Here is a 19,694-nt window from a genome sequence, read left to right on the forward strand (position 1 = left end):
GCTTGCGCTACCCGAGGGCTCCGCGCCCGGCGCGCTTGCCCTGAAACGATCCGCCGACTACCAATCTCAAACCGGCAGACTCTCGTTATGACCGAGGGACCAACGGGGGGCAGGTCACCTCAGCTAAGCAACGTGGGGCTCAGACGCCGCTTACGGTCTTCCTTCCGCAGTTGAGTTATCTCGACTACTCTCGCTCCTGTGAAGGCGCATAGCACGGGTAGCCAGCGCTTGGCGCGGATGACATGGTCGCTCTCCCGCTGCGCGGGGTTCGCAGCGTTAGCTGGAGTGTAGTTGGCAGAAGCGCGGAGCAAGGCTTTCGCCTCGTCCTCGGTGTATCCGCGTTCTCGCGTCCGAGTGGTCTTTCCAACAGGTTGATGCACAGTTGCAGCCACGTTCTCTGCCAGCCGATCATTTTCGAATGCCCATTTGAAGAGCGCGCGGATGCATGCCAGATACTTGTCGGCAATGGTCTTGGGCGACTTGCCCTCACGATGCAGGTGGTCGCGCCAGTCGAGTAGATTACGTTTCGTAACGCGGACTGCATTCGAGTGACCAAGGAAGCCTATCAGGTGGAGGACGATATTCTCCCAGCTCTTCCCCCCGTCGCTGTGCTTGCCCAAGGCTTGGCGGAACGAAATATAGTCTTCGAAGAGGCGCGTTATTGGAACCGCCACGACAGGTGCTTCGGCCGCGCCTCCCGCCGGAGGCTTGACAATGGGATCTGTTGCCATGCCTGAATAGTTGCCTTGGTCACGCTCTTGGGCGCGTGTCAGGGCTTCGACTTCGGCCCTCATCAGCTGTCGGGCGAGGACGGTGCGCTCAGCAGAACCGGGAAGCGCAGACAGCGCGTTGGCGTCAAGAAACGCGTCGATCTCATGTTCGACGAGGTGCGTTTCACCTCTGCTAAGACCCTTCTTGAGCTCAGCCAGCTTGGCTTCACGCGAGGTTCTGTCAAATTCCGCCGCTCCTGCTTTGACCAACAGATCAAGCATGACGGCCAGGCGCTCTATCCCATCTTCAGGAAGCCGTCCGTCTGGCAAAGAGGCTCTTAGGTCGGTGGTCGCTGCCTCGATATCCTTTTGGGTCGGCCAATTCTCCCGGGTTGTCTCATCGCGCTGTAGCATTTCCAAGTAGTGGTTCCACACAGCGTGACCGTAGTCTCGCGTCGTGAGGGGGGTGCTTAGACTCATGGCGTGGTGAGGGCTGATTTGCCGTTCCGCCGTGTCGAGCTTTTTGCGCAGTTCCGCCGCGGCGGCTGGTAGCGCCTTTAACAGGCTGCTGAAAAAGTCCGCCCTCACTACGCTCGGGCCAAAGATGATGGGTTTTCCGAGCGCTCTCGTCGAGCTGAGGAAAAGAGTTCGGGTCCGGCATCGATGAAGTCGACGAGAGATGCTCTTCTAAATTCTTTTTCAGCAGCCTGTTAAAGCGGCCCGCCGATCACCACCAAGAGGCTTCGTCAACTCGGTGCGACCGATTACTTCACGAAGATGCTCAGGCATAGCCACACGGGCGTAGAACCTGCCCCCTTTGCTCTTCAGATGACGCATTTCACCGGCCAAGCGCTTGCTCCATTCTGGCACCACTTCTGGCACAGAAACAGGAACCAGGCCCAACGAAGCAAGGCTATTCTTTAAGTTCAGTAGGATGAACTGGTGCTGTGAGAGAGGATTGAACTCTCGACCTCTCCCTTACCAAGGGAGTGCTCTACCACTGAGCTACCACAGCGCCGGTGGAGGGGCGTTTAGACCGTGAACGGGACCTGCGCAAGAGGGGCCGGACGATTTTTGCCTAAATCTTGCCTTGTGACGGCGCCGCGCGTGCGTTTGCTGGACGAGGTCGCGGCGCGACGCTAACAGATGTCCTTATGACCGACCGACCCAAGGACAAATCTCTATCCGGCAGCCGCGAGGAGCGCCTTCGCCAGGCGCTGCGCGCGAATCTGGCGCGGCGGAAGGCGCAGGCCCGGGCAAGGGCGGCGGGCGAGACCAATGACAAGACCATCCCGGACGCGGATGGCGAGACAGGCAAGGACAGCTGATGGACCAGATCATCGTCGAGGGGAACGGCCCGCTGAAGGGAGAGATCCCCATTGCCGGCGCGAAGAACGCCTGCCTGACGCTCATGCCGGCCACCCTGCTGACGGACCAGCCGCTGACGCTGACAAATGCGCCGCGGCTGTCCGACATCCGCACGATGACCGCGCTGCTGCAGTCGCTGGGGGCCGAGGTGGCTGGGCTTCAGGACGGGCAGGTGCTGGCGCTGTCCAGCCACGCGATGACCAGCCATCGGGCGGACTATGACATCGTGCGGAAGATGCGGGCCTCGATCCTGGTGCTGGGTCCGCTGCTGGCGCGTGACGGCGTGGCCGAGGTGTCGCTGCCGGGCGGCTGCGCCATTGGCGCACGGCCCGTCGACCTGCACCTGCGGGCGTTGGAAGCGATGGGGGCAAGCCTGGATCTGCGGGACGGTTATGTCCATGCAAAGGCGCCCTCGGGCGGCTTGCGGGGGGCCGAGTTCGAATTCCCCGTCGTCTCGGTCGGTGCGACCGAGAACGCGCTTATGGCGGCGACCCTAGCGCGGGGCACTACAGTCCTGAAGAACGCCGCCCGCGAGCCCGAGATCGTCGACCTGGCGCGCTGCCTGAGGGCGATGGGTGCGCAGATCGAGGGCGAGGGGACGGGCACGCTGACCATTGAGGGCATCCAGGCGCTGCATGGTGCAACGCATCCCGTGGTCACCGACCGGATCGAACTGGGCACCTACATGCTGGCGCCCGCGATGTGCGGCGGCGAAGTCGAGTGCCTTGGCGGGAAGATCGAACTGCTGGCCGCCTTCTGCGAAAAGCTGGACGAAGCCGGGATCAGCGTCGAGGAAACGCCGCGCGGCCTGAAGGTGTCCCGCAGGAACGGACGGGTGCGGGCCGTGAACGTCACGACCGCGCCGTTCCCCGGCTTCCCGACCGATCTTCAGGCGCAGTTCATGGCGCTGATGTGCATGGCCGAGGGAACCAGCGTGCTGGAGGAAACGATCTTCGAGAACCGCTTCATGCACGCGCCCGAGCTGACCCGGATGGGCGCCAGGATCGACGTGCAGGGCGGGCATGCCGCCGTGACGGGCGTCGAGAAGCTGCGCGGAGCGCCGGTCATGGCAACCGATCTCCGCGCGTCGGTCAGCCTGATCCTGGCCGGCATGGCCGCGGAAGGGACGACCACCGTCAGCCGCGTCTATCACTTGGATCGCGGCTATGAACATGTCGTGCGCAAGCTGCGCGCTGTCGGTGCGCATATCGAACGTGTGAAGGAGGACCAGGCATGACCGAGGATGCCAGCTTTGCCGATGCCGACCCCCGGCCCCTGTCCCTGAAGGCCGAGGACGAGGTCGACCTGCGCATCCTGTCGTCGCTGGTGCAGGACGCAGTGCTGACCGGTGCCGACATCAGCCACGATGTCAAGGCGCGGCGGCTGGCGTTGCTGCTCACCCGGTTCCGGTGGGAGGATGCAGATGCCGCCGAGGCCGAGGAACGCGAGTTCGAGCGCGTGCGTTCGATTTTGGTGATCGGCGACGTGATGCGCGTCGTCAGCGACGGCATTGCCCGGGACGGCGATACCGTGCTGGAGCTTCTTGCCATTCGCTGGCAGGCCGGAGAGGACGGAACGGGACGCCTCTCGCTGGACTTCGCGGGGGACGGGACGGTGCTGGTGGATGTGGAATGCATCAGCCTGGACCTGCGGGACGTGACGCGGCCGCATCGCGCCGTGTCCGGCAAGGCGCCGCACCATCCCGACTAGGTCGACGGGTAATCGAACAAAGAAGAAGCCGTTCCGCGCGACGGGCGGAACCGGGGCAGGGGAAGCGACATGCCGGTCTTTCTGAACACGAGCGACGGCGACTTCGAAGCCGGTTTCCTGCGGATGCTGTCCGCGAAGCGCGAGGATTCGTCGGACGTGAACGACGCGGTGATGGCGATTATCGCGGATGTCCGCAGCCGGGGCGACGACGCGATCTGCGAACTGACGTCGCGGTTCGACCGCCTGGACCTGACACCCGCGACGCTGCGATTCTCGCCAGAGGAGATCGCCGCCGAGGTGGCGAAGGTCAGCGCTGAGGACCGCGCGGCGCTGGCGCTGGCCGCCGAACGCATCCGCGCGTATCACGCCCGCCAGATGCCCGAGGACGCGAGCTGGACCGACCCCGAGGGCGCGACGCTCGGCTGGCGGTGGAGCGCGGTTTCGGCGGCGGGGCTTTACGTTCCGGGCGGGCAGGCGGCCTATCCGTCCAGCGTGCTGATGAACGCGATCCCGGCCCGCGTGGCCGGAGTCGAGCGGCTGGTGATCTGCGTGCCGACACCGGGTGGCGTGATCAATCCGCTGGTCCTGCTGGCGGCGCAGCTGTCCGGCGTCGACGAGATCTATCGCATCGGCGGTGCGCAGGCGGTGGCGGCAATGGCCTATGGCACGGCGACAATCGCGCCGGTCGACAAAATCACCGGACCCGGCAACGCCTATGTCGCGGCGGCCAAGCGGCAGGTGTTCGGCCGCGTCGGCATCGACATGATCGCCGGTCCGTCCGAGGTGCTGGTGATCGCGGACGCCGAGCAGAACCCGGAATGGCTGGCCTGGGACCTGCTGGCGCAGGCCGAACATGACGCTGATGCGCAGTCGATCCTGATCACCACCGAGCCGGGCCTGGCCCGCGCCGTCGCAGCCGAAATCGAGCGGATCATCCCGACGCTGGACCGGGCCGACATCGCGGGTGCCAGCTGGCGCGACTATGGCACCGTGATCGTCGTGTCCGACCTGGCGGAGGCTGCGCGGCTGTCCAACCGAATCGCGCCCGAGCATCTGGAGTTGTGCGTCGCCGACGCCGAGGCACTGGCCGCGACGTGCATCCACGCCGGTGCGATCTTTCTTGGCGCGCACACGCCCGAAGCGGTCGGAGACTATGTCAGCGGGCCAAATCACGTGCTGCCTACGGCGCGGTCGGCACGCTTTTCGTCGGGGCTGTCGGTGATGGACTTCCTCAAGCGAACCACGATTGCACGGCTGACGCCCCGCGCGCTGGCGGCCATCGGCCCCGCGGCCGAGCGCCTGGCGGCATCCGAGGGCTTGCAGGCGCACGGATCTTCGGTTCAGGCTCGGCTTGGGACCTTGAATGAAAGACCTCAGGAATGAGCCGCATCACCCGGATCGAGATCGACGACAGCGCCATTGCCCCCGCCACGCCCGAGATGGAGCAGGAGCGGCGCGTCGCGATCTTCGACCTGATCGAGGACAACAGCTTCGACATTCCGGGTCGCGAGGGCGAACCCGTCCCCGACGGCCCCTACGTGCTGGAGCTGTGTATCCGAGAGGGGCGGCTGGTCTTCGACGTGACGACCGAAGCCGCCGACAAGGTGGCCGAGTTCCACCTGTCGTTGGGCCCCTTCCGGCAGGTGGTCAAGGACTACTTCCAGATCTGCCAAAGCTATTTCGATGCGGTCAAGCGCCTGCCGCCCGCGCAGATCGAGGCGATCGACATGGCCCGCCGGGGCATCCACAACGAGGGCGCCCGGACCCTGCAGGAGCGGCTGGAGGGCAAGGCGAGGCTGGACATCGACACGGCGCGGCGATTGTTCACGCTGATCTGCGCGCTGATCCCGCAGGCGTGATGCGGATGACGCAGGACAGGTTCCCCTCATCGGTGCTGTTCTGCTGCGACCACAATGCCATCCGTTCTCCCATGGCCGAGGGGATGATGAAGAAGTTCTATGGCCGCGCGGCCTATGTCCAGTCCGCGGGTGTCAAGAACGACACCGAAGTCGACGGCTTTGCCATCGCCGTCTGCGACGAGATCGGCGTGCCCCTGGTCAACCACCGAAGCCGCAGCTTCGAGGAAATGCAGGACTGGGGCGACGACCTGGGCCAGTTCGACCTGATCGTCGCCCTGTCGCCCGCCAGCCAGCGCATGGCGCTGGAAATGACGCGGCACGCCCATCTGGAGATCGAGTACTGGCCGATCATGGACCCGACGGGGCTGGCCGAGGGGCGCGAGGCGCGGCTGGCCGCGTATCGCCAGACACGCGACCAGATCCGCGCGCGCATGTGCGACCGCTTTGGCCCTCCGCGCAAGGTCGAGGTCTAGCAGCGGACGTCGCGCGTCTGGCGCCAGTGGTTCGGCACGTCCCATATCGGGCGGGCAATCTCGGCCTCGACCTCGTCGCGGGTCAGGCCGATGTCGCGCAACTGCGCGTCCGACAGGCGCGACAGGTCGATGCGGGTGCGGCGGACGTCGAACATGGTCATCAGACGCTCTACCCAGTTGGGGCGGGGCAGGATGCCGTGACCGGTCACGACGCGAAGCAGGGCGGTTTTGGTCATCGTTCAGCTCCTTTGATGAAATCCATCATGAGGGAAGATGCTTTACGGTGGTATCATCTTCCTGATTGATGAATATACCCCGCCGGTGTATTTGTGAAACGAATGGTTTTGATGTCTTTCATCAACAGTGGTGGCGAATGCGCAATCTGGATATCGCGACGCTGAGGTCGCTTCAGGCGGTGGCGGAATACGGTGCCGTCACCCGCGCGGCCGAGGCGCTGAACATGACGCAAAGCGCGCTCTCGATGCAGATGAAGCGGCTGGAGGACCTCTTCGGCCGCCCGATGCTGCAGAAGGCGGGGCGCGGCGTGATCCTCAGCGACTTTGCGCAGGACCTGCTGGGCGAAAGCCGAAAGCTGGTGGCGCTGAACGACGCCATCCTGTCGCGCTTCACGGGCGCCCGCCCCGAGATGCGGCTGCGCGTCGGGCTGACCAGCGACTGGCTGTTCACAAAGGTCGCCCAAGCGGTGCGGGCGTTCCGGCTGGACCACACGGGGGTGGAACTGATCATCAACGATGGGCGCAGCAAGGATCTGCGCGCGCAGATGGCGCGGGGCGGCCATGACGTCATCCTGACAACGGAATTCGCCGCGCCGCCCGGTGCGATGCACCTGGCGAAGGTCGACTTGGCCTGGTTCGGGGCGACCGGAGGGCGGGCCTGGCAGGAACGCCCGCTGCCGATCGCGAATTCACCGCACTGCGCCTACTACCCGGTCGGGATGGCGGCGCTGGAGAAGGCGGGGATCGAGTGGATGCAGGTCGTCGGCGACGGCGGCAGCGACACCTGGCGGGTGCTGGCCGCGGCCGATCTTGGTGTGACGCTGCTGCCGCGCGGCATTCAGCAGCCGGGGCTGGAGGTCGTCGACCACGGCGGCGCCTTGCCGCCGCTGCCGCCGACCTGGCTGAATATCTATGTCGCCGACGGGCCCGCGCGGCAGGTCGCGTCGGATTTCGCAGGCTATCTTCGCCGCGTCGTCTGCGAAGTGGCGGCGGCCGCTTAACAGGCCGCTGAAACAGTCGGCTCTCGAGGCGGTTTGCAGAACATGATCCGTTGCCTGGAGGAAGACGGCGGGGGTCATCATGCGCGGAGCGGACGGAAAGAGCCGGTCGCTGTTCAGCTATGTCGATCTTGAGCGCCGCATTTCCGCGCGGCACCCGTTGCGGAAGATCCGGCAGGTCGTGAATGACGCGCCGGCCAGCCTGGATGCCGGGTTCGAAGGGCTTTGCACCGACTTCGGTCGCCCTCGATCGCGCCGGAGCGGCTGATCCGGGCCGGCCTGCTCCAGATCCTGTCTCCGGTTCGCTTCGAGCGGCAGCTGATGGAGCAGATGCAGTATAACCTGCTGTTCCGCTGGTCCGTGGGGCTTCATCGATGACCCCGTCTGGGGTGAAGGGCGTCAGCCCTGAACGGGCGAGGCCCGGGCCGAAGGCCGTGTCCACCAGGAACCGCGACCGGCTGCCGACGACCGGGATGTCGCGCAAGGTGATGGCGGCGAGCACCACCAGGTCGCGCCGTTCCTGCCGGACGATCATTTCCCGGTCGATGGCACGTTCAAGGCCTGGGCGTCGAAGGGCTTCAAGCTGAAGGCAGAGGGCACGCCGCCCACCGAGGGTGATACCCCTGCTGTGAACCCCCGACACGCCAACCGCCGAGACCAGCTCCGAGACTGCTCCGATCCCCGCCCCAACCATCGCAGCCGAAACGCCGAGGTCGACTTCAAGGGCGGGAAGCGCTCCGACGCAACCCATGCCTCCACGACCGACCCGGAGGCACGGCTTTACAGGAAACCGCCTGGCGCGGGCGCAATGCCCTGTTTCATGGGGCATGCGCTGGAGAACCGCCAGGGGCTGGTTGTCCAGGGTGACCTGACCCAGGCCGACGGTCATGCCGAACGGAAGGCCGCGCTTGATATGGCGCATCGTCACCCTCCTGGCTCAACCCGGAAGCTGACAAGGCCCATGATGCCGCCGGCGTCGTGGCCGATCTGCGCCGGGCCTGCGTCACCCCGCATGTCGCCCAGAAAGCGCGGCATCCGGCAGTCGACGGACGCACCACCCGACACCAAGGCTATGCCTTGTCCATCAGGCACCGGAAGCGGAGAGGAGCCCTTCGGCCGGGCCAAGACCGTCGGCGGCATGGCCCAGACCGTTTGCCGGGGTGTCGAGCGGCTGAGGTCCCGCTTCATCCTGACAATGGCGGCCAACAACCTGGCCCGGCGGCCTCGGTTGCTGGGGGTGCAATCACCGGACCGGGCACCAGGCACCCATGAGGCACCCATGCCCTCCAGTGCCGAAGGCCCCGACCATGATCCTCATCGATCGCCAAGACGGGAAACACGTCCCGTTCGGCGAATATGTGAGCGGCCTGTTAGACAACAACGCCCGCACCTTCGGTCGCGGGACCGGCGACGGCGCGAAAGGCGGCGAACAGTTCTCGGCCCAGCCCTTCACTGCTGTGGGATCCGTCGAATGGCACCGGCGCGCGGTTTTCAAACCCCGGCGCCAGGCATTCCAGCGTTCCCGCGGCCGCGTCCAGCCGAACGAGGTCGCCATCCTGGATGCGCGCCAGCGGCCCGCCCATTGCCGCCTCGGGCGAGACGTGGATCGCGGCGGGCACCTTGCCCGACGCCCCCGACATCCGTCCGTCCGTCACCAGCGCGACCTTGAGGCCGCGATCCTGCAGCACGGCCAGCGTCGGCGTCAGCGAATGCAGTTCCGGCATGCCATTGGCGCGCGGACCCTGGAAGCGGACGACGACCACTGTGTCCTCGGTGAACTCTCCGTTGCGAAACGCTGTCTTCACGGCCTCCTGGTCTTGGAAGACGCGGGCCTTCGCCTCGATCAGGTGACGCTCGGGCGCGACGGCGCTGATCTTGATCACGCCCCGGCCCAGGTTCCCCTGCAGCTGCTTCAGCCCGCCGGTTCTGGCAAAGGCGTCGCTTGCGGGGCGGAGGATCTTGTCGTTCAGGCTGGTGCGCGACCCGGCTTCCCACCGGATGCGGTCGCCGTCCAGCTTGGGTTCGCGCGAATAGCCGTCAAGTCCGCTGCCGTTGATGGTCTTGACGTCCGCGTGCAACAGCCCCGCTTCGAGCAGCTGGTCGATCATGTAGCCAAGACCGCCGGCGGCGTGGAAATGATTCACGTCGGCCAGCCCGTTCGGATAGACCCGCGCCATCAGCGGCACGTTCTCGGACAGGTCGTGGAAATCCTCGATGTCCAGCAGGACCCCGGCCGCCCGCGCCATGGCGGGCAGGTGCAGGACCAGGTTCGTGGACCCGCCCGTGGCCATCAGCCCGACGATGCCGTTGACGAAGGCGCGTTCGTCCAGAACCTCGCCCGCGGGAATGTACTCGTTGCCCAGGTTCGTGATCGCGGCGGCCCGCTGGACGGCCGCGACGGTCAGTGCGTCCCGCAGGGGCGTGTTCGGGTTCACGAAGCTGGACCCCGGCAGGTGCAGGCCCATGAACTCCATCAGCATTTGGTTGGTGTTGGCAGTGCCATAGAAGGTGCAGGTGCCGGGACCGTGATAGCTGGCCATCTCGGCCGCCATCAGCGCGTCGCGGTCGACCTCTCCAGTGGCGAACTGCTGGCGGACCTTCGATTTCTCATCATTGGGCAGGCCCGAGGGCATCGGCCCGGCCGGCACGAAAACCGCAGGAATATGCCCGAAGGTCGCCGCCGCGATGACCAGTCCCGGCACGATCTTGTCGCAAACGCCCAGGTACATCGCGGAATCGAAGCAATCATGCGACAGCCCCACGCCCGCCGCCAGCGCGATCACGTCGCGGGAAAACAGTGACAGCTCCATCCCGGCGCGGCCTTGGGTAACGCCGTCGCACATCGCCGGAACGCCGCCCGCGACCTGCACCGTGGCGCCCGCTGCGCGCCCGGCGGCGCGGATCACGTTCGGGAAGCGCTCATACGGCTGATGGGCCGACAGCATGTCATTGTAGGCCGTGATGATCCCGATATTGGGCTTGCGGGTCGTCGCCATGTCCTGCTTGTCGTCCATGGAAGCGTAGGCATGGGCCTGGTTCCCGCAGGACAGGTGCGCGCGCGCTGGACCCTCCTGCGCAGCGCGGGCGATCTTTCGCAGATAGGCGCTGCGGCTGTCGGCCGAGCGTTCGCGGATCCGGTCGGTCACGCGGTCGATCATGGCGTGAAGGGTCATGGCGGCCTCCTCTGGCTTTGGCCGGAATATATGCCGTTAGCGTTAACGGTTCAACCGGCTGTCATGTGTTGCGTGTTAATCTGGTGCTGCGGCTTGTGCGTAACGGGGCGTCATGTCAGATCGGCAACGAAAGGATACCTCATGACCGATCTGCCCGTCATCCGACTGCGTCCGAAGGCCAAGCCGCAGGCGATCCGCCACGGCTTCCCTTGGGTCTTTGCCGACGAGGCCGTGCTGGACCGCCGCACCCGCGCCCTGCCGCCCGGCGGGATGGCGCTTCTGGAGGATGCCGAGAGGCAGCCGCTGGGCGTGGTGACGGTGAACCCGAATTCCAAGATCATCGGGCGGATGATGGACCGCGATGCGGACGCCGTCGTGGACCGGGCCTGGATCGCGGAACGGCTGGCCCGCGCGCAAGAGATGCGCGCCCGCCTCTATGACGCGCCGTTCTATCGGATGGTGCATGCCGAAGCCGACGGCCTGCCGGGGCTGGTGATTGACCGCTTCGGCGATGCCGCCGTAATGCAGCCGAACGCGGCCTGGGCCGACAGCATGGCCGAAGATATCGCCAATGCGCTGGTTGAGGTCACAGGAGTTTCCTCGGTGATCCTGAACGGCCAAGGCCGCGCCCGCGGCCTAGAGGGCCTGTCCGAGCGGATGGAGGTCCTGCGCGGCGAAGCGCCCACGGCGCCGGTGCAGGTTGGCATGAACGGGGCCATCTATCTTGCCGATTTGATGGGCGGGCAGAAGACCGGGCTGTTCTTCGACCAGCGCCCGAACCATGCCTTTGCGCAGCGGCTGGTCAAGGGCGGCACGGTTCTGGACGTCTTCAGCCATGTCGGCGGCTTCGGGCTGGCCGCCCTTGCGGCAGGCGCGACGCAGGCGACCTGCATCGACGGCAGCGCCGCCGCGCTGAAGCTGGCGCAGGGCGGTGCCGAGGCCATGGGCGCCGCGGATCGGCTGGAAGTCGTCCAGTCTGATGCTTTCAAGGCGCTGGAGCAGCTGGCCGAACAGGGCCGCGGCTTCGACGTCGTCATTTGCGACCCGCCCGCCTTCGCGCCTGCCAAGCCGGCGCTGGAGGCCGGGCTGCGGGCCTATGAACGTGTGGCAAAGACCGCAGCGCCGCTGGTGGCGCCCGGTGGCTACCTGGTTCTGTGCAGTTGCAGCCATGCCGCCGATCTGACCGCGTTCCGCAATGTCAGCGCCCGCGGCATTGGCCGCGGCGGGCGGCGCGGCGTGCTGATCCACACTGGCCAGGCCGGGCCCGACCATCCGATGTTGCCGCAGCTGGCCGAGACGGGCTATCTGAAGGCGCTGTTCTTCCGGCTGGACTGATGCGGGCGGTCCTGGATGCCAATGTGCTGTTTCCGACGATCCTGCGAGAGATCCTGACCGATCTTGCGGCGGCCGGGCTTTACGAAGCCCGGTGGTCCGACCGGATCATCGAGGAGTGGCGCCGCGCCGCCGCCCGCTTGGGCCCCGAGCAGGAGGTCGTGGCGGGGGCAGAGATCACGATGCTGCGCCTGCGGTTTCCGCAGGCGCCTGTTCCCTGCGACGGGCAGGCGGTCATCGACCTGGACCTTCCGGATCCCGCTGACCGCCACGTGGTCGAAGCCGCACTGGCGGCAGGCGCCGGCCTGATCGTGACGGCGAACCTGCGCGACTTTCCCCAGCGGCTGATGGCCGGGCTGGGCCTGCGGGCGGTTCATCCCGACGCGTTCCTGGTCGACCTGTGGCAGCGGGACGCCGCGGCGATCGAACGTGCGTTGGGCGACGCGCAGCAAAAGGCTGCCGCGTCGGGCGGGGACATGTCGATGCAGCAGATGATGAAGCGATGCCGTCTTCCCCGGCTGGCCAAGGCGCTGAGAGGTTGAAGCACGTTGCTGTTATCGCTAACAAGAGGTATGGCGGACGCCAACCACAAGGAGGACAGCATGGTCTCGCGTGTCATTCCGGTCGATGATTTCGACCTCGTGATCTTCGGCGCGACGGGCGATCTGGCCCATCGCAAGATCCTGCCGGGCCTCTTCCGGCGGTTTGAGGCGGGGCAGATCCCGCCGACCAGCCGTATCATCGGCGCCGCCCGTACCGAACAGGGCGACGACGAGTTTCGCGAGGAAATCGCCCGCGCGATCTGCGAACATACCCGCGTCAGCAAGGAGAACCCGCGACTGGCAGAGTTCCTGGACCTGCTGGGTTACGTGTCCATCGACGCGCGGGGCGAGGGCGGCTGGCAGGCGCTAAAGGACCGGATGCGGCCGGGGGCGGTTCACGCCTTCTACTTCTCGGTCGCGCCTGCGCTGTTCGGGGAAATCGCCGAACGTCTCGCCGGTCACGGCATCGCCGACGACGACAGCCGCATCGTGGTGGAAAAGCCGTTCGGCCGCGACCGGGCCAGCGCACGCGCGCTGAACGCCACGCTGGCGCAGCATTTCGATGAGCACCAGATCTATCGGATAGACCACTATCTGGGCAAGGAAACCGTCCAGAACCTGATGGCGGTCCGTTTCGCGAACGTGCTGTTCGAGCCGCTGTGGAATGCGCAGTTCATCGACCACGTCCAGATCACCGTGGCGGAAACCGTGGGCGTGGCGGGGCGCGGCAGCTATTACGACAAGTCGGGCGCGATCCGGGACATGGTCCAGAACCACATGATGCAGCTGCTCTGCCTCATCGCGATGGAGCCGCCCTACCACTTCGATCCCGACGCCGTCCGGGACGAGAAGCTGAAGGTCATTCGCGCGCTTGAACCCGTGGCAACCTCGGACATCGTGCGCGGCCAGTACCAGGCCGACGGCACCGACAGCGGCTATCTGGAAGATGCCGAGAACCCCGATTCGCGCACCGAGAGCTATGTCGCGATGAAGGTCCGCATCTCGAACTGGCGCTGGCAGGGGACGCCCTTCTACCTGCGCACCGGCAAGAAGCTGCGGGCGCGCACAAGCGAAATCGCGATCACCTTCAAGGAACCGCCGCACTCCATCTTCGACGACAGTGGTGTGCCAAAGGCGAACGAGCTGGTGATCCGCCTTCAGCCGAACGAGGGCATGAACATGAAGGTCATGATCAAGGAGCCCGGTCCCGGCGGTATGCGCCTGGTTCAGGTGCCGCTGGACATGTCGTTCGCCGACGCCCTGGGGCCGGACGGCGCGGACATGCCCGATGCCTATGAACGGCTGATCATGGACGTGATCCGCGGCAACCAGACGCTGTTCATGCGCGGCGACGAGGTCGAGGCGGCCTGGGCCTGGACCGACCCGATCATCGAGGCGTGGGAGGACGGCAAACGTCGCCCGGAACCTTATGACCCCGGATCCTCGGGACCGGACGAGGCGTTGCGGCTGATGCATCGCGACAACCGTCGCTGGAGGGAAATCAGGGCATGACCATGGAGCTGAAGGAATATCCCGACCGGGAAATGCTGGCCCTGTCGCTGGCCGACCGCATCGCCTCGCAACTGGCGCAGCACCTGCGGGGCAATGACCGCGCAACGCTGTGCGTGCCGGGGGGCACCTCTCCCGCGCCCGTCTTCGAGACCCTGAGCGGGACCGACATCGACTGGGGTCGCGTGACGGTCGTGCTGGGCGACGAACGCTGGGTGGACGGCGATCACAAGCGGTCGAACAGCCGCCTGCTGCGGCGGCACCTGCTGAAGGAAAAGGCGGCGGCGGCCGGCTATATCGACCTCTACACCGGGGATGCCACGCCCGACCTGGCGGTGGACGGTTTGGCCGAGCGTCTGGCCCCGCACCTGCCGCTGACGGTGGTCCTGCTGGGCATGGGCAACGACATGCACACCGCCAGCCTGTTCCCCGGCGCCGATCACCTGCAAGCCGCGATGGCCCCTGACGCGCCCCCGATCATGGCGATCAGGGCTGCGGGCGCCGAGGAGCCGCGCATCACCTTGACCAGGCCGGTGCTCTGCGATGCGATCAACCTTCATGTCCTGATCACGGGCCCCGAGAAACGCGACGCGCTGGAGCGTGCGCAGAAGTTGGACCCGATGCAGGCGCCGATCCGCGCCTTTCTTGACGAAGCCACCGTTCACTGGGCCGAATAAGGGACCACGACCGCATGTCCGACATCTGGAACCGCCTGAAGTCGCATCGCACCCGGCAGGGTGAGACGCGCATCGAATCGCTTTTCGCCGCTGACACCGACCGGGTGGCGGGGTTCTCGACCCGCACCGACGGGCTGTTCTTCGACTGGTCGAAGACCATGATCGACGCCGAGGCGCGCGACCTGCTGCTGGACCTGGCCCGAACTGCCGGCGTCGAGGCGCGGCGCGACGCGATGTTTGCGGGCGAAAAGATCAATGAGACCGAGGGGCGGGCCGTCCTGCACACCGCGCTGCGCAACCTGTCGGGCAGCGTGACCGTCGACGGCCAGGACGTGATGCCCGAGGTTCGCCGCACCCATGACCGCATGGCCGCCTTTGCGCAGCAGGTCCGCGACGGAAGCTTCACGGGGCAGGGCGGCAAGATCACCGACGTGGTGAACATCGGCATCGGCGGGTCGGACCTGGGGCCCTACATGGCGGTGCTGGCGCTGGCGCCTTATCACGACGGGCCCCGGACGCATTTCGTCAGCAACGTCGACGGCGCCGACATCGCCGACACGCTGAAGGGCCTCGACCCGACGAAGACGCTGGTGATCGTGGCGTCGAAGACCTTCACCACCATCGAGACGATGACGAACGCCCGGACCGCCCGTGACTGGATGGCGAAGACGGTGACCGACCCGGCGGCACAGTTCGTGGCGCTGTCCTCGGCCGTCCAGAAGACCGGGGACTTCGGCATCGACGAATCACGCGTCTTCGGCTTCGAGGACTGGGTCGGCGGCCGCTACTCGGTCTGGGGACCGATCGGCATGTCGCTGATGCTGGCTGTCGGGCCCCAGCGGTTCGACGAGTTCGTGGCAGGCGGCGCGGCGATGGACGACCATTTCCGCAACGCCCCTCTGGAGGGCAACCTGCCGGTCCTGCTGGCGCTGGTCGGCATCTGGCATCACCAGGTCTGCGGCTATCCCACCCGCGCCGTGCTGCCCTATGACAACCGCCTGCTGCGTCTGCCCGCCTATCTGCAGCAACTCGAGATGGAATCGAACGGCAAGCGCGTGGCCATGGACGGCAGCGACCTGACCGTCGTCTCGGGTCCCGTGGTCTGGGGAGAGCCGGGGACGAACGGCCAGCACGCGTTCTATCAGCTGATCCACCAGGGCACGACGCCGGTTCCTTGCGAATTCATCCTGGCTGCCCGCGGGCACGAGCCGGAACTGGCGCATCACCACATCCTGCTGGCCGCGAACTGCCTGGCGCAGTCCGAGGCGCTGATGCGCGGACGCAGCCTTGATGAAGCGCGCGAGCTGATGGCGGCGAAGGAGCTCGACGGCGCCGAGCAGGAGCGTCAGGCGCGGCACCGCGTGTTCCCGGGCAACCGCCCCTCTACAACGCTGCTGCTGGAGCAGCTGACGCCTCATGCGCTTGGCCAGATCGTCGCGCTCTACGAGCATCGCGTCTTTGTCGAGGGTGTGATCCTCGGGATCAACAGCTTCGACCAGTGGGGGGTCGAGCTTGGCAAGGAACTGGCCCTGAAGGTCGAGCCGTTGCTGAAGGGCGAAGCGTCGCCGGGCCACGATGCCTCGACCGACTGCCTGGCGGCCGAAATCCGCAAGATGCGCGCCTGACGCAGGCGGGGCCGGTTCCCGTCCGGGCACCTCGCGATACCGCAGCGAAACAATGGGGCCGCGGCGCAGCTTGCCGCGGCTTTTCCTTGCTACGCCGAGCCTGTAGGGTCGCCGTCAACTTGGAAAGGGCTGATCATGGCGTTCTTCTCGAAACTGCGCGAGCGGCTGACAAGGTCATCGACGAAAATCGGGGCCGGGCTGGACGACATCGTCGGGGACGCCCCCGAAGCACCGCCCGCGCCAGCGGGCGAACTGCCGGCACCCGTCGCGACACCGCATCCGCAGCCGGTCCAGCCGGGCATCGTCGGGCGGCTGTTCGGACGCGGCGAGGCAAAGGCCGAAGAACCGCGCCGGGCCCTGGACGACGAGATGCTGGAAGAGCTGGAAGACATGCTTGTCCAGGCGGATCTCGGCGTTGACACGGCCCTGCGCGTCACGGCCAACATCGCGGAAGGCCGCATGGGGCGGCGCGTGTCCTCGACTGAACTGAAAGAGCTTCTGGCCACCGAGATTGCCCGCATCATGGCGCCGGTCGCGCGGCCCCTGCCGATCTATCCCAAGAAGCCGCAGGTGGTGCTGGTGGTCGGCGTCAACGGCGCCGGCAAGACGACCACCATCGGCAAGCTGGCCAGCCAGTTCCGCGCGGCGGGCAAGTCGGTGGTCATCGCGGCGGGTGACACGTTCCGGGCCGCAGCGGTCGAGCAGTTGCAGGTGTGGGGCCAGCGGGCAGGTGTGCCGGTGATGGTCGCGCCGCAGGGCAGCGACCCGGCCAGCCTCGCCTATGACGCGATGGTCCGGGCCGAGGCCGAGGGGGCCGATCTTTTGATGATCGACACCGCCGGCCGGCTGCAGAACCGGCAGGACCTCATGGAGGAACTGGCGAAGATCGTCAGGGTGATCCGCAAGAAGGACCCGGACGCGCCGCACAACACCCTGCTGGTCCTGGATGCCACGACGGGCCAGAACGCGCTGAACCAGGTCGAAACTTTCCGCAAGCTGGCGGACGTGTCGGGGCTGGTCATGACCAAGCTGGACGGGACCGCGCGCGGCGGCGTCCTGGTGGCGCTGGCCGATCGCTTCGGCCTGCCGATCCACGCGATCGGCGTGGGTGAGCAGATCGACGACCTGGACGCCTTCGAACCTGACGAGTTCGCGCGCGCGCTGGTCGGCCTCTAGCTTGCCACGGGCTCGGTTGCTGTGATCAGCGGCTTGCCGTTGCGTTGGTGCCGGGCGAGCATCTGCCGCACCTGGCGCCCGCCGGGTACGGGGCGCGCGAACGGCAGGGGACCGTCGGCCAGCCGGGGCAGCGCGGCCCGGATCTGCCGCCTCTGGATGTCCGAATAGGCCAGAAGGGCGACGGGGCCCGGATACAGGCTTTCGGTCCATGCGCCCTCGGCGTCGATGATATCGTGACCGTCAACGAGGATGTGCCAATAGCGGATAGCGGTGACGTCGCGCCGGACCAAGATCCCTGGTTGCCCGACCAGGTGACGGGCAGCGACCAGCGCCTCGGGGTTTCCGAACATCCGCGCTACGATGGGCGACCGGATCAGCACCCGGTGCTGGGGCGACACCATCATGTCGCGCCGCGGCTGCCCATCGCCTAGCGCCCCCGCGGCGATCAGCACAGGCCGATCCTGAGGTCTCAGGTCCAGATGCAGGGGGTCCGCAAGCCGGCTGCCGATCCAGAGGATGGGCCGCAACCCGTGATCCAGGGTCGCGACAAGGTCGCCAACCTGCAAACTTTCCACGGGCCGGAAATCTGTCGCCGTTCTGATCCGGGTCCCGTGTCCGAAACAGGCGGCGGCATAGGCTACGTTGTCGTCCGTGCTGCTCATCGAGCGGACCTTGCTGAAACTGTAGGACAGGTTCTGGTCGAACTTCGGATAGACCTGAACCCCGTCCACCAGGCGCGGCACGGGCAGCACCAGGACGGAATGGCGGTCACCCAGTTCCGCCCCCAACCCACCGGAGACGAAAGTGCGCGGAAAGACCATGACGAACTGGTCGACGACCGGTGTTCCGGCCGCGTCGAGCCTGGTCGGGCCGGACATCACGGAACCAATGAAGTTCGACAGCTGTGTGCCAGGAAGAAGGGTCGTTTCGGACAGCCCGTAGCCGAAGGTGGCGGGCGCGGCCAGCCGCTGATCCGTTTCCTCGGGCGAGTACCTGCCGCTTTCAAAGAAGCTGTCTTCGTCGCTGAGCGTGATCTCGGACCGCGTGGCCTGCGACATGTTCACGGGGGCCGTGCTGTTCGCCCACGGTGCGTAGTTGGAAGGCGACGAGGATCCCACCGGGATTACATTGCTGAACGTCAGTACGGTAATCTTGAACAGCATTCGGAACCCTTGCGGACGATCGTCCGGTGACCTTGTCTGAAGCTGGTTCAAACACTTAGGTCACACGGGTTAACCAAAGGTTAACGCGAGTCCGCCGAGGTTCCCCTTTCGCGATAGGGCGTGCTGCCGTATTGGGCACGGTAGCATTTGGAGAAATGCGATGGGCTGGAAAAGCCCGACGCCAGCGCGATCTCGATGATCGACAGCTCGGTCTGCATCAGCAGATTGCGGGCTCGGGCCAGGCGCGTCTCCATGTAGTACCGCTTGGGGCTGCGGTTCAGATAGCGGCGGAACAGCCGCTCCAGCTGGCGGGTCGACATCCCCGCATCGGTGGCCAGTTGCGCCGGGCTGATCGGCTCCTCGAGGTTCGCCTCGATCCGCGAAATGACGGCGGCAAGCCGTGGGTGGCGCACGCCGATCCGGGTGGGAATCGACAGGCGCTGGCGGTCCTGGTTGGTGCGGATCGCGGTGTGAAGCATCTGGTCGGCCACGTCGGCGGCCAGTGCGTCGCCTTGCGCCTCGGCGATCAGGTGCAGCATCAGGTCGATGCTCGACGTGCCGCCGGCGGCTGTCAGCCGGTTTCCGTCATGCACGAAGACCGACCGGAAAAGGTCGACCTGGGGGAAGGCTTCGGCAAAACCATCGTGGTTTTCCCAGTGGATCGTCGCCTTGCGCTGGTCCAGGAGTCCGGCCTCGGCCAGAACCCACGACCCCGTGCAGACGGCGCCCATTGCCGCACCTCCGCGCGCCTGGCGACGCAGCCAGGCCAGAACCGGGCGCGTCGCCTCGCGGGCGATCTCGGTGCCGCCGCAGACGATCACGACCTCGTCGCGGCCGGGCGGGGGCGCGTCGGTATCCAGCCCCGCGTCGACCAGCACCCGCGTGCCGTTCGAACAGACCGCGAGATCGCCATGAGGCCCGACAAGGCGCCAGTCGAACAGCGTCTGCCCAGATGCGCGGTTCGCCAGCCGCAGGGGTTCTATCGCCGCCGTGAACGGCAGCATCGTGAAGCGGTCTAGCAGCAGGAAGGTAAAGCGGCGCGGTTTCTCGGATGGCATCTGGCTATCTGGCTGTGCGGTTGCGTCCGGCACCCAAACAGGCTTTGGCGTCCCCGGCAAGCACAGGTTGCATGGCCGGTTGCGG

General features: G+C 66.4%; 19 protein-coding genes, 1 tRNA gene and 1 pseudogene. 14 read left to right on the forward strand and 7 right to left on the reverse strand.

What is annotated here, in order from left to right; translation table 11 throughout:
* Positions 1 to 119 precede the first annotated feature (119 nt).
* The 3 genes from OC159_RS05875 to OC159_RS05880 all read right to left on the reverse strand — a co-directional run bounded on the left by OC159_RS05875 (position 120) and on the right by OC159_RS05880 (position 1,725).
* Entirely contained in the window at positions 120 to 1,298 is a 1,179-nt protein-coding gene (locus tag OC159_RS05875) for a tyrosine-type recombinase/integrase (protein WP_265500228.1), read from the reverse strand.
* Between the two features lie 111 nt (positions 1,299 to 1,409).
* Positions 1,410 to 1,547, reverse strand: coding sequence for a DUF6538 domain-containing protein (locus OC159_RS20090; protein WP_407674064.1), 138 nt, complete (start codon positions 1,545 to 1,547; stop codon positions 1,410 to 1,412).
* Between the two features lie 103 nt (positions 1,548 to 1,650).
* Positions 1,651 to 1,725 (reverse strand) — tRNA-Thr (locus OC159_RS05880).
* 139 nt (positions 1,726 to 1,864) lie between these two features.
* Here OC159_RS05880 and OC159_RS05885 point away from each other — a divergent pair.
* The 6 genes from OC159_RS05885 (at position 1,865) to OC159_RS05910 (ending at position 6,120) form a co-directional block, all read left to right on the forward strand.
* Positions 1,865 to 2,038 (forward strand): hypothetical protein, encoded by a 174-nt coding sequence (locus OC159_RS05885; protein WP_265500229.1) that lies wholly within the window; start codon positions 1,865 to 1,867, stop codon positions 2,036 to 2,038.
* Positions 2,038 to 3,315 carry a UDP-N-acetylglucosamine 1-carboxyvinyltransferase gene (gene murA, locus OC159_RS05890; protein WP_265500230.1) on the forward strand — a complete coding sequence of 426 codons (1,278 nt, stop codon included), beginning with the start codon at positions 2,038 to 2,040 and terminating at the stop codon, positions 3,313 to 3,315. Before OC159_RS05885 ends, murA begins: the two co-directional genes overlap by 1 nt.
* The gene (locus OC159_RS05895; RefSeq protein WP_265500231.1) at positions 3,312 to 3,788 is read left to right on the forward strand and encodes a DUF2948 family protein; all 477 of its coding nucleotides are present in this window, start codon (positions 3,312 to 3,314) and stop codon (positions 3,786 to 3,788) included. The genes murA and OC159_RS05895 overlap by 4 nt, the downstream gene beginning before the upstream one ends.
* A 69-nt stretch (positions 3,789 to 3,857) precedes the next feature.
* Positions 3,858 to 5,171: a histidinol dehydrogenase gene (hisD, locus tag OC159_RS05900; RefSeq protein ID WP_265500232.1), complete on the forward strand. Its 1,314-nt coding sequence runs from the start codon at positions 3,858 to 3,860 to the stop codon at positions 5,169 to 5,171.
* Positions 5,168 to 5,647: a UPF0262 family protein gene (locus OC159_RS05905; RefSeq protein ID WP_265500233.1), complete on the forward strand. Its 480-nt coding sequence runs from the start codon at positions 5,168 to 5,170 to the stop codon at positions 5,645 to 5,647. The genes hisD and OC159_RS05905 overlap by 4 nt, the downstream gene beginning before the upstream one ends.
* Before the next feature lie 5 nt (positions 5,648 to 5,652).
* On the forward strand, positions 5,653 to 6,120 hold the full coding sequence (locus tag OC159_RS05910; protein WP_265500234.1) for an arsenate-mycothiol transferase ArsC: 468 nt from the start codon (positions 5,653 to 5,655) through the stop codon (positions 6,118 to 6,120).
* Here the strand turns inward: OC159_RS05910 and OC159_RS05915 are convergent.
* Positions 6,117 to 6,356: a DUF1127 domain-containing protein gene (locus OC159_RS05915; protein WP_265500235.1), complete on the reverse strand. Its 240-nt coding sequence runs from the start codon at positions 6,354 to 6,356 to the stop codon at positions 6,117 to 6,119. The two genes, OC159_RS05910 and OC159_RS05915, sit on opposite strands and share 4 nt — an antisense overlap.
* A 137-nt stretch (positions 6,357 to 6,493) precedes the next feature.
* Here OC159_RS05915 and OC159_RS05920 point away from each other — a divergent pair, with 137 nt between their 5' ends.
* Together OC159_RS05920 and OC159_RS05925 are read left to right on the forward strand one after the other, a co-directional pair.
* Entirely contained in the window at positions 6,494 to 7,357 is an 864-nt protein-coding gene (locus tag OC159_RS05920) for a LysR family transcriptional regulator (RefSeq protein WP_265500236.1), read from the forward strand.
* Positions 7,358 to 7,436: 79 nt separating this feature from the next.
* A pseudogene (locus OC159_RS05925) lies at positions 7,437 to 8,594 on the forward strand (transposase); the annotation flags it as partial.
* A gap of 130 nt (positions 8,595 to 8,724) precedes the next feature.
* Here the strand turns inward: OC159_RS05925 and edd are convergent.
* Positions 8,725 to 10,527 carry a phosphogluconate dehydratase gene (gene edd / locus OC159_RS05930; RefSeq protein WP_265500237.1) on the reverse strand — a complete coding sequence of 601 codons (1,803 nt, stop codon included), beginning with the start codon at positions 10,525 to 10,527 and terminating at the stop codon, positions 8,725 to 8,727.
* 141 nt (positions 10,528 to 10,668) lie between these two features.
* Here edd and OC159_RS05935 point away from each other — a divergent pair, with 141 nt between their 5' ends.
* The 6 genes from OC159_RS05935 to ftsY all read left to right on the forward strand — a co-directional run bounded on the left by OC159_RS05935 (position 10,669) and on the right by ftsY (position 17,388).
* Positions 10,669 to 11,862: an RSP_2647 family RNA methyltransferase gene (locus tag OC159_RS05935; RefSeq protein ID WP_265500238.1), complete on the forward strand. Its 1,194-nt coding sequence runs from the start codon at positions 10,669 to 10,671 to the stop codon at positions 11,860 to 11,862.
* A complete protein-coding gene (locus OC159_RS05940; protein WP_265500239.1) occupies positions 11,862 to 12,401 on the forward strand; it encodes an RSP_2648 family PIN domain-containing protein in 540 nt (179 codons plus the stop codon). The genes OC159_RS05935 and OC159_RS05940 overlap by 1 nt, the downstream gene beginning before the upstream one ends.
* 60 nt (positions 12,402 to 12,461) lie before the next feature.
* Complete coding sequence (zwf, locus tag OC159_RS05945; protein ID WP_265500240.1) at positions 12,462 to 13,913, forward strand: glucose-6-phosphate dehydrogenase; 1,452 nt, start codon at positions 12,462 to 12,464, stop codon at positions 13,911 to 13,913.
* Positions 13,914 to 13,915: 2 nt separating this feature from the next.
* On the forward strand, positions 13,916 to 14,587 hold the full coding sequence (pgl, locus tag OC159_RS05950) for a 6-phosphogluconolactonase (protein ID WP_265500371.1): 672 nt from the start codon (positions 13,916 to 13,918) through the stop codon (positions 14,585 to 14,587).
* Positions 14,588 to 14,601: 14 nt separating this feature from the next.
* Positions 14,602 to 16,212 carry a glucose-6-phosphate isomerase gene (pgi, locus tag OC159_RS05955; RefSeq protein ID WP_265500241.1) on the forward strand — a complete coding sequence of 537 codons (1,611 nt, stop codon included), beginning with the start codon at positions 14,602 to 14,604 and terminating at the stop codon, positions 16,210 to 16,212.
* Positions 16,213 to 16,347: 135 nt separating this feature from the next.
* Positions 16,348 to 17,388, forward strand: a complete 1,041-nt coding sequence (gene ftsY, locus OC159_RS05960) for a signal recognition particle-docking protein FtsY (protein WP_265500242.1) — start codon at positions 16,348 to 16,350, stop codon at positions 17,386 to 17,388.
* On the opposite strand, the gene OC159_RS05965 is transcribed toward ftsY, so the two are convergent.
* Complete coding sequence (locus tag OC159_RS05965; protein WP_265500243.1) at positions 17,385 to 18,551, reverse strand: Hint domain-containing protein; 1,167 nt, start codon at positions 18,549 to 18,551, stop codon at positions 17,385 to 17,387. The genes ftsY and OC159_RS05965 overlap by 4 nt on opposite strands.
* A gap of 80 nt (positions 18,552 to 18,631) precedes the next feature.
* Positions 18,632 to 19,609: a GlxA family transcriptional regulator gene (locus OC159_RS05970; protein ID WP_265500244.1), complete on the reverse strand. Its 978-nt coding sequence runs from the start codon at positions 19,607 to 19,609 to the stop codon at positions 18,632 to 18,634.
* Positions 19,610 to 19,694: the final 85 nt, after the last annotated feature.

Origin of the sequence: Paracoccus beibuensis, assembly GCF_026162625.1 — a bacterium.
Classification (GTDB): Bacteria; Pseudomonadota; Alphaproteobacteria; order Rhodobacterales; family Rhodobacteraceae; genus Paracoccus; species Paracoccus beibuensis.

Excerpts from the sequence above, each read along its gene's own strand:
- edd (WP_265500237.1), bottom strand. The coding sequence starts at position 10,527 with ATGACCCTTCACGCCATGATCGACCGCGTGACCGACCGGATCCGCGAA.
- OC159_RS05905 (WP_265500233.1), top strand. The coding sequence starts at position 5,168 with ATGAGCCGCATCACCCGGATCGAGATCGACGACAGCGCCATTGCCCCC.
- pgl (WP_265500371.1), top strand. The coding sequence starts at position 13,916 with ATGGAGCTGAAGGAATATCCCGACCGGGAAATGCTGGCCCTGTCGCTG.
- OC159_RS05920 (WP_265500236.1), top strand. The coding sequence starts at position 6,494 with ATGCGCAATCTGGATATCGCGACGCTGAGGTCGCTTCAGGCGGTGGCG.
- murA (WP_265500230.1), top strand. The coding sequence starts at position 2,038 with ATGGACCAGATCATCGTCGAGGGGAACGGCCCGCTGAAGGGAGAGATC.
- pgi (WP_265500241.1), top strand. The coding sequence starts at position 14,602 with ATGTCCGACATCTGGAACCGCCTGAAGTCGCATCGCACCCGGCAGGGT.
- OC159_RS05895 (WP_265500231.1), top strand. The coding sequence starts at position 3,312 with ATGACCGAGGATGCCAGCTTTGCCGATGCCGACCCCCGGCCCCTGTCC.
- ftsY (WP_265500242.1), top strand. The coding sequence starts at position 16,348 with ATGGCGTTCTTCTCGAAACTGCGCGAGCGGCTGACAAGGTCATCGACG.
- OC159_RS05970 (WP_265500244.1), bottom strand. The coding sequence starts at position 19,609 with ATGCCATCCGAGAAACCGCGCCGCTTTACCTTCCTGCTGCTAGACCGC.
- OC159_RS05915 (WP_265500235.1), bottom strand. The coding sequence starts at position 6,356 with ATGACCAAAACCGCCCTGCTTCGCGTCGTGACCGGTCACGGCATCCTG.
- OC159_RS05965 (WP_265500243.1), bottom strand. The coding sequence starts at position 18,551 with ATGCTGTTCAAGATTACCGTACTGACGTTCAGCAATGTAATCCCGGTG.
- zwf (WP_265500240.1), top strand. The coding sequence starts at position 12,462 with ATGGTCTCGCGTGTCATTCCGGTCGATGATTTCGACCTCGTGATCTTC.
- OC159_RS05940 (WP_265500239.1), top strand. The coding sequence starts at position 11,862 with ATGCGGGCGGTCCTGGATGCCAATGTGCTGTTTCCGACGATCCTGCGA.
- OC159_RS05885 (WP_265500229.1), top strand. The coding sequence starts at position 1,865 with ATGACCGACCGACCCAAGGACAAATCTCTATCCGGCAGCCGCGAGGAG.
- hisD (WP_265500232.1), top strand. The coding sequence starts at position 3,858 with ATGCCGGTCTTTCTGAACACGAGCGACGGCGACTTCGAAGCCGGTTTC.
- OC159_RS20090 (WP_407674064.1), bottom strand. The coding sequence starts at position 1,547 with ATGCGTCATCTGAAGAGCAAAGGGGGCAGGTTCTACGCCCGTGTGGCT.
- OC159_RS05910 (WP_265500234.1), top strand. The coding sequence starts at position 5,653 with ATGACGCAGGACAGGTTCCCCTCATCGGTGCTGTTCTGCTGCGACCAC.
- OC159_RS05935 (WP_265500238.1), top strand. The coding sequence starts at position 10,669 with ATGACCGATCTGCCCGTCATCCGACTGCGTCCGAAGGCCAAGCCGCAG.